Source organism: Kribbella yunnanensis (assembly GCF_039529655.1).
Classification (GTDB): Bacteria; Actinomycetota; Actinomycetes; order Propionibacteriales; family Kribbellaceae; genus Kribbella; species Kribbella yunnanensis.
Window position 1 is genome coordinate 568,665 of record NZ_BAAANF010000017.1, and the last position, 14,395, is coordinate 583,059.

Below are 14,395 nucleotides of genomic sequence, written 5' to 3' on the forward strand. Positions count from 1 at the left end.
GCTCTGGATCCTGCCCCTACTCCTTCTGTCCGCCTGCGGAACCCCGGCCCCGCCGGCGGCCATCGTCGTACCGACGCCACCTGCCCAGGCACAAGCCCCGAGCCAGCCGTACGACGCCTTCCGCGGCGACCTGCTCGACGTGATCACAGCCGCCGTACTGGTCGAACGCGACCGCTGCATGGCTGCGGCTGGTTTCCCCGAACTCCAGGAGGTCGGCGGTCGACCCGCTTCGGGCGCCTTCGACGACCTCAAGCTCACCGCGGCTGCCTTCGGCGCAACGAGCGTTGAGGACGCGCGTCGGCGCGGGTTCGGCCGAGACGTGACGGCTGAGCCGCCGGCGGTTCGCAGTACTAGTCAGAAGTTCTCGGATGCGATGGACCGCTGCATGGCCTCGGCGAACGATCGCCTTGGTCCGAACGCTGCCGATGTGCAGGCTCGGTACTACGACCTCGGGAACCAACTGCGGATGGCACTGCGGCCCGTGTACGCCGACAAGATGCCGGCCCGGTTCGCCGTACCGGTCCTCTCTTGTCTGCAGCGCAAAGGCTTCACGAGCAAGACCGCCGACGTCCGCACCTTCGGAGTGCCCTTCGGATCCGCAGGCTCCGAGCCCTCACAAGGCTGGGACAAACGCGGCGTCCTCCAGGTCCGCCCCGCCAAACCAGCCCGCCCCTACATCCCAACCACCCAAGAGTCCGCCCTAGCCGCCGCCTGGCACGACTGCACCACCACAGCCGGCTGGCCCCGCTACCAACTAACCCGAGCCCTATCCCTCCAAGCAACCACAATCCGCCACGTGAAACCCCAACTAGACGCCCTAACCCCCACCATCCAATCCCTAACCACCCAAGCCAACGCCATCATCGCCACAACCGGCGCCTAACCGCCGGACCACAAGGACACCGCCTCCGGCGGCGACAGACCTTTGGCGCCTCCGGCGCAGCCTCCCCGGCGGTTCCGCCCTCGGCGGTTTCGTCAACTTCGGTACGTCGGGTTGGTGGCTGGGGTTCGCTGGTATGCGGCCGGTGGTGTTGGTGCGGGCGCTCGCCGCTGCGGCCGGCTTACAGAGGAGGTGTGGTTGGCCTGGATGGGTGGCTGAGGGGATGGCGAGGTCGGCGACCGGGTGCACGTTGCTTGTGGCTGACGGGCTTGGGTTGCGGCGACAGAGGAGATGGCCAGGTTGCGATCAGGGTGCGCGTCGCGTGGGGTTGCTGCGAGTGGGTGATGCAGGTCCGGCTCGGCGCATTTGGTGTTGGTGGTGCCTGGGTCAGGAGGGGGTGACGACGGTGATCGTGGTTGATGTTGGGCCGGTTGGTTGTACGTGGGTGGCGGCGCCGGTGCCTTGCACGGTTGGGGTGCCGTTGGTGCCGATGGCGAGGACGGTGTTCTCGTCGATCGCCCAGCCTTCGATTCCGGTGGCGAGGACGGCGTGAGTCAGACGGTAAAGCGTGCCCCATTGGGCAGCATGAACGTCCACCAGGAACGGGACCAGACCGAGCCCGGGCAGGACTGTCAACGGTTCCAGGTCTTCACCGAGTTCGGAATCGCAGACATCCACGGTGCGCCCCTGGAACTCGGTCCGCCAACCCCCGACAACAGCCCGCTCCGCCGCAATCGCGGCACCGGCCGAGAACCCGCCGTACACCAATCCCGCCGTACGGGCTGCGTCCAACCACTCCGTGCCACCGTCAACCATCACGTCGCGATAAGCCGGCGTCAGCCCGCCGGCCACGTACACCCCCGCGGCGCCGACCAGGTCGTCCGCACTAGGCGGCCGCGCGGCCGACACCGGTACGACGGTCACCTCCGCCGCCCCCGCCTCCTTCAACGTCGATTCCCACCGACCGACATCCAGGTCAGCATCATCAAGCGCATAAGCCACAATCCGCCCACCACCACAAGCCCCCACGAACCCCTCATGCGCCACCCGAGCCTCGCGCCCGCCACCCACCAAGAAGATCTCCATCCCCGCACGCTATCCCCGCACAAGCGGAGTCAAAGCACACCACCTCCGGCGACGACACCCTCCGACGTACAAAAGGGCACCACCTCCGGCGGCGACTCTTCCTTCGGCGCCTCCGGCGCAGCCGCATCCGTGGATGCCCTCACATGGTTCGGCGTGGGCGGTGCGGTGACGTGGGTTGGTGGCTGGGGTGCGCTGGTATGCGGCCGGTGTCGTGGGTGCCGGATGCTCGCCGCTGCGGCCGGCTTACAGAGGAGGTGTGGCTGAGCTCGGCGGTGGCTGAGGGGGATGGCGAGGCCGCGATCGGGTGCACATCGCATGTGGCTGACGGGCTTGGGTTGCTGCGAGAGAGGGATGGCCAAGCCGCGATCGGGGTGCGCGTTGCGTGTGGTTGTTGGCTTGGGTGCTGGGACAGGTGGTGGGAGTTGGGTTTGGTCGATCATCGGAGTGTTACTGCCACGGAGCGGCAGTGATCTTCCGGGAATCCTCGCCGGGAGCCGATTTCGCCTCGGGAGGCGGAGTGTGGGTTTGGGGAGGATCCCGCGGCGGTCCGGGGAGGATCCACGCCCAAATACGTCCGGAATCCACCCCAAACCGACTCGGTACTGGCCGTCGTCCGCCCCAAACCGGTTCAGGTGGGACCGGTGACGACCGCATTCCCGGCGCCGACCAACCACCCGACGTCCCCGTGTCGCCAACCACTCGCGACGGTCAGCTGGACGGCAACCCCTTCTTCAACCGCAACCGAAGCCCGTTAGCCACAGGCGGCGTACACCTCGGTCGCGGCCTCGCCATCCCGCTTAGCCACCCGCCCGGCCCAGCCACACCTCCTCTGTAAGCCGGCCGCGGCGGCGAGGACCCGGCACCAAAGCAACCGGCCGCATCCGAGCGCGCCATAGCCCACCTCTGTGGTAGTTCGCAGTCGCAGAGAGACCAGTAGTTTCCACAGAGGTGCTACATGCCTTGGCCGGTGGCTAGTTCGTGGCGGAGGCGGTCGGCGGTGCTGATGGTGACGGTTTCGTCCAGGTACTGGTGGCTGGAGCGGATGAGGAAGCGGAGGTCGGCGTTCTGGACGGCTCGGTGGTCGGCGCCGGGGTTGGGGGTGTCGAGCCAGCCGGCTACGAGGGTGGCCTGGCGGCGGATGCGGTTCCAGCGGTCGCGGGTTTCCGGGCCGAGGGAGGACTCGAGGGCGTCCAGGATCGCGGGCGGGGTTTCGGGCCAGGAGGTCCAGTTGCTGATCAGCTCGACGAGGTGGGTGAGCGCGTCGTCTAGGTCGTCATCCGCCAATGGGGTGAGGGCCTCTTCGATGACGGCTAGTGCGGTGATGAGGGGAGCGGGGTCGCCGGCGTCGATGGCTGGGCAGAGGCGGTGTTGGGCCAGGTGGGTTAGCTGCTCGCTCGCGGAGGGGGCGTCGGCGAGTGAAGGCCGGAACCAGCGGAGGCGTTTTGAGAGGCGGCGGAGGGTGGCCTCGGTCGGGTCGGTCGGGCGGCTGAAGAATCTCACCGCCCGACCGTACCGAAGAGTTACTGCGGCTTGAAGGCCCAGCGTTGGCCCTTGCCGCCGTGGTAGAACCAGCTGATCACCTCGGCGCCGGCGGCGGAGCTGCCGTTGGCGATGTCGAGGGAGAGGCCGGAGCTGACGGCGATGACGCTGTAGGTGCCGCCGGGGGTGGGTTCGATCCGCCACTTCTGGCACTCGGAGGTGTTGTCGGGGAAGATGATCATGGTTGCTCTGGGCAACTTCGAGCAGCCCTTGATGTCGAGCGGGGTCTTGGAGTTGCCGTCGACGATCTTGTACATGTCGTCGCCGAGACTCTTCAACGTCCACTTCTGGCAGAGGCTGGCGCTGGACCAGGTGCCCATCTTGATCTGAGTGCTGGCGGCGGTCACGCACTTCGGTACTTCGAGGACCGTCGTCGTGCTGACCGGAGTGTCGATCCGGTAGCGGGTCGTGCCGGTGCCGCCCAACTGCGTTGCGTTGAAGGCGGGACGCAGGATCCACTGCTCACTCGTGGACTGACCGCACTCCTGCTGCTGGATCAACGCGCTGTCGTCCAAGGAGGCTCCGGCGACGTCGAGGCACTTGTTGCTGTGCGCGAATCGCAGGTGGACGACGGTTTCGTAGGCGCTGCCGTCGACGTAGTCGAAGGTCACCTGCTCCCACGCGCGCGGCTCGCCGAGACCGCCGCCACAAGTGGACTGTACGGCGTTCGTGTCGTCCTGCGAGCTGCCGGCCGCAGCGCTCAGGCACTTGACCGGGCCGGTGTCGACCGCCGTGTGCACCGGGCGAATGCTGTACTGGTCGGTCCCCGCGATCGGCATCAACCGGAAGCGCTCGTTCAGCGCAGTCCCGACGCAGCCGAACTGGATGAACTGCGCGTTGTCGGTCACCGCGCTGCCCTTGACGTTCAAGCACTTGCCACTGTTCTTGTTGACCAGTTCGTACTGCCGGTGCTCGATGTCGAACTTCGGCCCGGTCACCGCACCGACCTCGCCCGACCACGTCTTCACCTTGTCGTTGAACGACGTCCCGGTGGAGTGCAGCGTGTACACCTCGCGATCACCGTCGGCCGCCGCATACAGCAGCCCGATGTCCTCGAGCTTGTCGCCGTCATAGTCACCGCTGACATTCGTCATCTTCGCCAGCTCCAACCCCGTCACCCGGCGCCAGTCCGACTTCGTCAGGCTCGTTCCGTTGGAAGCGAAGACGACCACGGTGCCGTCGGTCGAGGTGTTCTCGGTCAACGCGACCACGTCGTCGCGGCCGTTGCCATCCGGGTCCGCGACGGTGAACCGGCTCTTGTCCCAGCAGAACCCGTCCACGCCGGAGTCGTAGATCGTGGTCGCCGCGGCGAACGCCGTACCGGTGGATCGGTAGAGGTCGACCGCGGTTCGGCAGTCGGTCAGGTTGCGGACGCTGAGCAGGTCGGACTTGCCGTCCTTGTCAATGTCGACGATGAGCGGCGCACTGCGCGACCAGGTGTTGCCGGCCGTTGCCGCGACCCAGTTCACCGGTACGGCGAAGTTGTCGGCGGCCCGGAAGATCTGTGCCTGCCAGTTGTCGCCCGTACCGGCGTTCTGTACGACGATGTCGTCCTTCCCATCGCCGTCCACATCGCCCGCCACCACGCGTGCCGTGTTGAGCTGCCACCCGGCCGTCTCGGTGGTCCACACCGCAGGCGGATTCTGGTACTCGTTCCCATCCGACGGCAGCTTGTACAGCCACATCCGCCCACCGGCACCCGAACGGAACACCGCCATATCGGTCCGGCCATCACCGTCGAAGTCACCCTGCACCGGCTTGACCTTCGCCAGCGAGAATCCCGTGCCCTCGCCGGTGTCCCACGCCATCTGACCGGCATAGAACGTAGATCCGGCAGAAACGACGTTCCAAATCCCGGTCCGTCCGAACCCATGGTCCAGCACTGCAGTGACATCAGCCCGGCCATCGCCATTGCTGTCACCGCGCACCGAAGGAGCCGGTCCGGTCGGCGACTTCGCCGTCAACTCCCACGCCTGCCGCGAACCGCTGCTGTTGCCAGCCCGGTCCACCGCCCGCACATACAGCCGCGCGCTCGGTACGCCGGTCACCGGATCAGGATGCACAGTAATCGGGATCGTCGCGGATCCGTCCGCAACCGCCTTCACCCGGCTGACCATCGCATCGGCCTGGAACCCGTACACGTACTCGTCGACGTCGGTCTCGCTACCGCCCGGCTTGAAGGTCACCTTCCCGACCTTGCGCGCCTCGGTCACCGGATCGCCGGCATCCGGGAAGTCGGTCGACTCGATTACCGGTACGGCGGGTGCCACCGTATCGATCACGAAGTAGCAGGCCGGCGTACTCGGGCTGGTCGCGTTCGCGGCGTCCTTCGTGAAGGCGGTGTAGCTGTAGACGACACCGTTGGTCAGCTTGCCCACCGGGGTTTCCGGCCACGCGAAAGCGGCACCGCTGACGGTCGGTCCAACGGCACTCTCGTGCACGACCGCACCGGCCGGATCCTTGATCTGCAAGGTGGTTGTGACGTTGTCACCGAGGTCCGGGTCGTCCGCGACCGAGGCCCACTGCGGCTGCGCGGTCAACACTGGCGTCGGGGCTGCCGCCGTACCGCACGGGCGCGGTCGGGTCAGGCTGAGACCCTTCGGCATCTTCGGCGCGGTGTTGTACGTCACCGCTAGTGCTGCTGAGCTGGGGATGAACTTCTTCCAGTGGTACTGCGCTTCCGTGGTGGTGCCCTCGTTCGGCGACCGCAGTCCGAGCGACAGAGTCGGCTTTCGCGCGTTGGCCACGTTCTGCACCAGAGTCCGCAGCGGGGTGGAGACATCGGGTTCGCCGAACTCCATCGGGAGGGACTTCTCCTCCGGCCACGCCGCACCGCTGCGGGTGTCCAGCAAGGTCTTCCAGTACGACGGGGTCGTGGTGCCCCAGTTGATGTTCTTGTTCGCGGTGTCCAGGTCGGTCAGGCTCCACAGCTGGACGGGCTTGGCCGTACCCGACGAACTCCAGTCCAGCGTGATCCGGAACTGTGCGCTCAGGATCGTGCTGCCGGCGATCGCCTGGGCGCCGCTCACGGTCCGCATCAGGAACATCGACCGGTAGACGTTGGCCGGCTCGCCGTACCGCGGTCCGACCTTCGCCCGAAGGGGATCGCTGGCGCTGCTACTCCGGTCGTACGTCCAGCCGTCGGCCTGGCTGGACTCCTTGTTGATGTGCAGCCAGTTGACCGACGTACCGGAGATCGACGGGTCGATGGACAGCGGGTACTTCGCGGCCGGGTCGGTGAGCAGCTTCCGGTCCGGCGTGATGACGAAGCGCCCACCGACATGCTTGATGCCGAGCTTCGCGAACCGCGGCTTCTCGACGCTCGACGCGTCCCACATGGTCGGTCGATCGGCGGTGTAGACGAGCTTGCCGTCCCTGTCGGTCCCGGAGGTCGAGCCGTCGGGGTTCACCCGCAGCGTCAGACCATCAGCACTGATCGGAAAACTCAACGTGGCAAGGGCAGGATTGGCAGCGGCCTCCCGGTTGTGCACCACGAGCAGCTGCGAGAACCGGTCGACCTCGGCGGTGATCTGCAGGTCCACACCGGGCATCACCGATGGGTACGTCGCGATGTTCCCACTCAGCACGGGCTTCGGAAGGGTGGCCGGCCAGCCCAGCCGGATCTGTGAACCGGGCTTGCCGATCGACACCAGGTTCTGGTCGCCACCGCCGGACAGGACGAGTGGCGAGATGGTCGCGACCGGCCGGATCAGCCCGTCGGCCTCGAGCCGCAACGACGGGTCGGGCGCGACCCAGTCGCGGCCCTTGCGGACCCGGACCGGCTGGCTGTGCTGCTCCATGGTCTTGGTGCCGTCAGGGTTCGCAAACACCTGACCGGTCTCGGTGCGCTGGTCGGTCAACTCGACCGGTTGCCCGGTCCGCAACGCCGTGGCCATCGCCCGCGCGTCGGGGGAAGCCAACTCCGGAGCCATCATCGCGGGCGCCTCGGCAGCCTGCGCCGGCTGAGCCGGACTTGCCGGGCCGGACACCAGAACGGCACCGATTGCAATCAAGACAGCACCCAAGACAGCGTTCTTTACGGGCAGGCGTCGCCGACGCATCCCCCCACCACCCTCACATCAGAGTTCTCCGCCGGACGAGGACGACCCTGTCATGTTCCTCGTTTACGCGCGACGGCTCTGGCGCGTTAGGTACTGGCCAGTTCCGGAAGTTGTCCACTTCTTACCTGGTGACCGTGCGTGCGCAGGCGGCAAGGTGTGGGCGTCTACCCAGGAGGCCCGCCCATGCCCTCTCGACGGTTCCGCTCGAGACTCAAAGCCGCCAGTACGGCGATCGCCGCCGGACTCGCGATCACGCTGATCCTGTCCACTCAGCAGCAAGGTCTGACCGCGGCGGCCGCGACCCGGCCCGATCCCGCGTTCAAGTCCACCGAGTACAAGTCCATCGACGGCCGGACTGCCAAGGCCGATCCCCGTCCGGCGGCCAAGACCGCCGCGCGTGAGTTCCACGGCACGACCGCGACCAAGTGGCCGACCGCCGGTTCCGCCGAGGTCGCCGTACCGGCGCCGGCTGCGAACGGCACCTGGCAGCTCGCCCTCAACGGCGGCCGCGTCAACCAGCGCGCCAAGGCCGGTCAGCTGCCCGTCTGGGTCGCACCGACCGCCGCAACCGCGCGCGAGGTCCTCGCCAAGGGCGCGACCACCGCCCCCGCCAAGGTCAAGGTCGACCTGGTCGGCCGGCGCGGTGACGCACTCGAGCTGAAGGTCACCCGCGCCGACGGTACGGCGAAGTCCGGCCAGGTCACCGTCGGCGTCGACTACCGAGAATTCCGCGACACGTACGGCGGCGACTGGGCCACCCGGTTGCGCTTCACCACCCAGCAGGACGGCAAGACCGTCGTACTGCCGACCCGGAACAACGGCAACGGCGACGCGATCGCCGACGTACCGGTCGGTGCCCAGCCGCAGACCCTGATGGTCGCGGCCGGCGACTCCAGCGGCGCCGGCGACTACAAGAAGTCGGGCTCCGGCGACGGCAGCGCGACCTGGAGCATCGGCGGTTCCTCCGGTGACTTCGAGTGGCAGATGCCGCTCGACACGCCGCCGGCGACCGGCGGCCCGGAGCCGTCGATCGGCCTGAACTACTCGTCCGGCGCACTCGACGGACTGTCGTCCGCGACGAACAACCAGACCACGCAGATCGGTCAAGGGTTCACGGTCAGCGGCGGCGGCTCGATCGAGCGCCGGTACAAGAGCTGCGGGAAGGACCTGAACGGCAACAACGGCACCCGCAAGACCGGTGACCTCTGCTTCGCCGGCGACAGCATGAACATCTCCGTCAACGGCAAGTCCGGCGACCTGGTGCTGGCCAAGAAGGACGCCAGTGGCGAGGTCTGGCGGATGCGCGGCGACGACGGCGCGATCATCGAGCGGCTCAGCGGCGCGACCAACGGCGACGAGGGTGTCGCCGCCGCCGACAAGGGTGAGTACTGGCGGATGACCTCGTCGAACGGGACGAAGTACTACTTCGGCCTGAACCGCCTGCCCGGCTGGGCGACCGGCAAGGAGGAGACCAAGTCGGCCTTCACCGTGCCCGTCTACGGCAACAACAGCGGTGAGCAGTGCAACAAGACCGCGTTCGCCGACTCGTGGTGTCAGCAGGCCTACGAGTGGAACCTCGACTACGTCGTCGACCCCAACGGCAACACGATGAGCCTGTTCTACGACATCGAGACGGACCGCTACGCCCGCAACCTGACCAAGGCCTCGGTCAGCACCTATGTGCGGGCCGGCAACATCAAGCGGATCGAGTACGGCCAGACCGACGGCCAGGTCTTCACCCAGAAGCCGGTCGCTCAGGTCCTGTTCACCACGGCGGAGCGCTGTACGCCGTTGCCGTGCGGTCCGACGCAGAAGACGACGTACCCGGACACGCCATGGGACCTGACCTGCGCGAGCACCACGAACTGCGAGAACCATTACACGGCGACGTTCTGGACCCAGCTGCGGCTGGACAAGGTGACGACCCAGGTGTGGCGGGCCGCGACGAGCAAGCACGAGGACGTGCAGTCGTGGTCCCTGCGACAGGAGTACCTGCGCGGTGACAACAGCAGTCCGTCCCTGTGGCTGAAGGAGATCACCCCGACCGGACTAGTCGGTACGCCGGTCCAGATGCCCACGACCAGCTTCGACGGCATCCCGCTCGCCAACCGGGTCGACACCGGCAGCGACACGGTTCCGCCGCTGGAGTGGTTCCGGATCAACGCCGTTCACGGTGGGACCGGTGGCGACGTCGCAGTGAACTACAGCGGCATCGACTGTCAGCCGACAGGTCTGCCGGCCCCGGACAACAACGACCGGCGCTGCCGTCCGCAGAAGTGGTCGCTGCTGGACACCTCACCCGACCGCACGGACTGGTTCCACAAGTACGTCGTCACGTCCGTGCAGGAGACCGATCGCACGGTCGCGGCCAACGACCCGTGGCAGGCGCCGGTGCCGGTCGTGACCACCGTGCAGTACCTCGACAAGCCGGCCTGGCGTTTCGAGGAGCAGGACGCCGGGACGGATCTGAAGGAGTCCACCTGGTCGCAGTGGCGCGGTTTCGGTCGCGTCAAGGTGATCAAAGGGCGTGCGGACGAGCCGCAGTCGGTCAGCGAGACGCTGTACTTCCGCGGCCTCGACGGTGACCGGACGGCGGCCGGTGGGACCAAGGACGTCAAGGTCACCGACTCCACCGGTACCGCGGTCGACGACATCAACGAGAACGCCGGTCAGGCCCGCGAACAGATCAGTTACCGGGGCGCCGCCGTACTGAACAAGAGCATCGCCGACTACTACCTCTCCGCGCCGACCGCGACCATGACGCGGCCGTGGGGAACGCTGACCTCGCGGTACTCCGGTCAGAAGCAGCTCACGCAGTACCAGCCGACCGACACCGGCACGCTGAAGATCGACACCCAGAACAACTACGACACGGGTGGCCGGCTGATCAGCAAGGACGAGGCCGGCGATCTCGCCGACTCCACCGACGACAGTTGCACGCGCTACACCTACGTGGAGAACCCGGCGAAGAACCTGCGCGAGCTGCCGGCCCGCCTGCAGCAGACCGCGAAGCGCTGCGACCAGCCGTTCACCAACGCCGACGTGCTGACCGACGAGCGGCTGTTCTACGACGACGCCACCTCGGTGACCGCCGTACCGACCAGGGGCCGGGTCACCCGGGCCGAGCGGCTCTCCGGGTTCGACACCGCCGGGCAGCCGAAGTACGAGCTGGTCTACACGGCCAAGTACGACACCCAGGGTCGTCAGACCGAGACCGTGGACGCGCTGAACCGGCCGACCCGCCGGACGTACAGCCCGGCGTACGGACCGATCACCAAGCTCACCGACATCGCCCCGAACGGCGAGCAGGTGGTGACCGAGCTGGAGCCGGCCTTCGGTGCCGAGACCGCGGTACAGATGGCCGACGGCCGCCGGGGCGTCCGGCAGCTCGACGCGATCGGCCGGGTCAGCAAGACCTGGAACTCCGGGCACCCGGTCACCGGTCCGGCCGACCTGGAGTTCGAGTACAAGCTGCGGGACGACGGACCGTCCACGGTGACCACGAAGCGCCGGGTGCAGAACGGCGTCTACGACATCAGCTACGACCTGTACGACGGTCTGGGCCGGGTCCGGCAGACGCACGAGCAGACGCCGCGTGGTGGCTGGCTGGTGACCGACAACCGGTACGACTCGCGGGGTCTCGAGACCAAGGTCAACGGTCCGTACTACACCGCCACCTTGGCCGAGGGTGAGCTGAAGATCGTCGACGAGGCCACCCTGCCCAAGCAGGAGGTGACGGTCTACGACGAGGCCGAGCTGCCGAAGAGCCAGACCTTCCGGTCGATGGGCGTGCAGAAGTGGTCGGTCGAGCACGACATCAGGACCGGCCGGCAGACGATCGATCCGCCGACCGGGCAGACCCCGACGACGCGGATCATGGATGCCGACGGCCGCCTGGTCGAGCTTCGCCAGTACAAGGGCGACAGCGCGACAGGGGACTACGACAGCACGAAGTACACCTATTACCCGACCGGCAGTCTGAAGAGCGTCACCGACCCGGGCGGCAATGTCTGGAGCTACAAGTACGACGTCCAGGGCCGCAAGATCGAGGAGAACGACCCGGACAAGGGCATCACCAAGTTCGAGTACGACGCCGCCAACCAACTGGTGGCGACCACCGACGCCCGCGGCGTCAAGCTGTACACGAACTACGACGACAACGGCCGGCGGACCGCTACCCGCCTGAACGCCCCCGACGGGCCGATGCAGAGCGAGTGGAAGTACGACTCGGTCGCCGTCGGACGGCCGGCGTCCTCGACCCGGTACGTCACCAAGGACGGCAAGACCGAGGCCTACACGACCGCGATCACCGGGTACGACGCCTCCGGGCGGGCGAGCGGGACCACCCTGACGCTGCCCGCGTCGGAAGGGAAGCTGGCCGGTAGCTACACGGTCGGCCAGACCTACAACGACGACGACAAGATCGCCACGCGGTCGCTCCCGGCCGCCGGTGGGCTCAGCGCGGAGACGCTGACGCTCGGGTACAACAGCCAGGGCCTGCCGACGTCACTGGCGGGTCAGGACACCTACGTCCGGCAGTTGGCGTACACGCCGTTCGAAGACGCCGACATCCTGACGCTGGGCACGGCGTCCGGTCCGTTCGTGCAGCAGAAGTTCGAGTACGACCAGATCACCCGCCGGGTGAGCCGGGTCGTGGTCGACAAGGAGCTGTCGCCCAAGCGGGTCTCCGACACCCGCTACGAGTACGACCCGGGCGGCAACATCAAGAAGATCACCGACATCGCCCCGGCGGAGTCGAACGAGGCCACCGACACCCAGTGCTTCGACTACGACTACCTGAGCCGGCTGACCAAGGCCTGGACCCCCAAGCCGGGTGCGGACAACACCGGCGGCGACTGTACGGCCGCCCAGGACCTCGGCGGACCGGCGCCGTACGCGCAGGAGTGGACGTTCGACAAGTCGGGCAACCGCAAGTCGGAGAAGACGACCACACCTGTCGGCACGACGACGAGCACCTACGAGTACGGCAGCGCGAAACCGCATGCGCTGACCAGTGTCACCAGCACCGGTCCGGCCGGGACGAAGACGAAGACCTTCGGGTACGACGAGGTCGGCAACACCACCCGCCGGACCGCGAACGGTACGGACGAGGTCCTCGAATGGGACGCGGAGAACAAGCTCGCCGCAACCACGAAGGGCACCGCCTCGACCAGTGCGGTGTACGACGCGGACGGTGGCCGGCTGATCCGCCGGGACTCGTCCGGAACCACGCTGTACGTCGGTGAGACGGAGCTGCACCTGGACAAGGCCGGTCAGAACGTGACCGGTACCCGGTACTACGGCTTCGGGGACCGGGTGGTCGCCGTACGGACCTCGGACAGCAAGCTGAGCTGGCTGCTCGGCGACCTGCAGGGGACGCCGCTGACAGCGATCGACTCGGTCTCGCAGGTCGTGCAGAAGCGCCGGGTGCTGCCGTACGGCGAGACCCGCGGCACGGCGCCGGCGAACTGGCCGGGGCAGCGCGACTTCCACGGCGGGACCAGCGATCCGGACACCGGACTCGTGCACCTGGGGGCTCGGGAGTACGACAAGAGCACCGGACGGTTCATATCGGTCGACGCGTTGATCGACATGAGCGATCCCCGGCAGATGAACGGCTACGCCTACGCGAACCAGAACCCGGTCAGCTACAACGACTCCGACGGCAACTTCGTCATCGTGATCACGATCCCGGTGATCCTCGTGGTGCTGCTCGTCGTCCTGGTGCTGGTGGCGATGCTGCAGTCCTACCAGCAGCCGGTCACGACGATCAGCTGGGAGGAGAAGGTCGAGAACATCTGGGATGTTCTCAAATGGGCCTGGCACACGACCGTCAAGCTGGTCAAGGTGGTCACCACCGTGATCGTCACCATGTGGCGGCTGATCCAGGTGCTCGTGATGCGCCTCGTCGCGAAGACCGTGGTGATCTACCACACGATCATCAAACACATTGCGGACAAGAAGAAACCGAGAAACAACCACAAGGCCCAACGCAACAACAACAGCAACAGCCACAGCAGAGGCAACAGCCGGGGCCAGCAGAACCGTGGAAACCAGGGCAACAAGGGTAATCAGGGCACCAATAGGGGCGGCAAGGGGAAGTCGGACGGGCCGGGCAAGCCCCCGCGGGGGAACGGCAACAAGCCGAAGCCCGAGGCGGCGGAGCGGCCGAGCCGGATGAAGTACGAAGACACCACCGACGCTCCGCTGTACCGGGGCACCAGCAACGGCAACCCGCGGGTCATGCGACCCAATGTCGACTACAAGGTGGACGCCACTACCGGGCTGGTGAAACCGACCCACGGCATGTCCGTCTTCCGGAGCCCCAGCAGCATCCCGGAGGCCTTCAAACCCATTCTCCAGGTCGACCGTGCGACGATCAGTGACGAGCTGATGGTCTGGCGGACCGGCAACACCCCCGGGCACTTCGAGATCATGCCCAGGGCACCGATGACCCCGGAGAAGTTCCTGGGTCTGCTGGACAAGGTCAAGTTCTTCTAGCTGTCGTTCATCCATCGAAGGAGAAGTAATGACCCAGGCAGGCTGGCGGCTCGTCGCCCCGGACGGTTTCGGCGACTACGACTGGTTCGAGGTGGAGAACCGCGGCCTGCTCATGGGTGGTCACCTGGCCTACGGTGACCGGACGTTCCCGGTGATCGTCTACGACCCGGTCCGGCTCGCCCAGGACGCCGCCGGCGAAACCGAGAACGACGGCCTCTTCTACGAGCCCAACGTCATCGTCGTCGCCGACCTCAACCGCACTACCGCCGAGGTGGCCGTCTCCCGCCTCGGCGGTGCCGGCGTCTTCGACTGGCTACTCGGCTGACAC

At 67.1% G+C, this 14,395-nt stretch carries 6 protein-coding genes; 3 read left to right on the top strand and 3 right to left on the bottom strand.

Annotated elements, in window-relative coordinates; all coding sequences use genetic code 11:
• Positions 1–883, top strand: an 883-nt coding sequence (locus ABD231_RS26045; RefSeq protein WP_344157275.1) for a hypothetical protein, incomplete at its 5' end; no start/stop codon positions are given.
• A gap of 384 nt (positions 884–1,267) precedes the next feature.
• Here ABD231_RS26045 and ABD231_RS26050 read toward each other — a convergent pair.
• The 3 genes from ABD231_RS26050 to ABD231_RS26060 form a co-directional block, all read right to left on the bottom strand.
• Positions 1,268–1,966 carry a hypothetical protein gene (locus ABD231_RS26050; RefSeq protein WP_344157278.1) on the bottom strand — a complete coding sequence of 233 codons (699 nt, stop codon included), beginning with the start codon at positions 1,964–1,966 and terminating at the stop codon, positions 1,268–1,270.
• Between the two features lie 951 nt (positions 1,967–2,917).
• Positions 2,918–3,466, bottom strand: a complete 549-nt coding sequence (locus ABD231_RS26055; RefSeq protein WP_344157281.1) for a hypothetical protein — start codon at positions 3,464–3,466, stop codon at positions 2,918–2,920.
• A 20-nt stretch (positions 3,467–3,486) separates the two neighbouring features.
• Positions 3,487–7,518 (bottom strand): RICIN domain-containing protein, encoded by a 4,032-nt coding sequence (locus ABD231_RS26060; RefSeq protein ID WP_344157284.1) that lies wholly within the window; start codon positions 7,516–7,518, stop codon positions 3,487–3,489.
• Between the two features lie 231 nt (positions 7,519–7,749).
• Here ABD231_RS26060 and ABD231_RS26065 point away from each other — a divergent pair, with 231 nt between their 5' ends.
• Both ABD231_RS26065 and ABD231_RS26070 read left to right on the top strand, forming a co-directional pair.
• On the top strand, positions 7,750–14,067 hold the full coding sequence (locus ABD231_RS26065; RefSeq protein WP_344157287.1) for an RHS repeat-associated core domain-containing protein: 6,318 nt from the start codon (positions 7,750–7,752) through the stop codon (positions 14,065–14,067).
• Positions 14,068–14,095: 28 nt separating this feature from the next.
• Positions 14,096–14,392 carry a hypothetical protein gene (locus tag ABD231_RS26070; RefSeq protein ID WP_344157290.1) on the top strand — a complete coding sequence of 99 codons (297 nt, stop codon included), beginning with the start codon at positions 14,096–14,098 and terminating at the stop codon, positions 14,390–14,392.
• Positions 14,393–14,395: the final 3 nt, after the last annotated feature.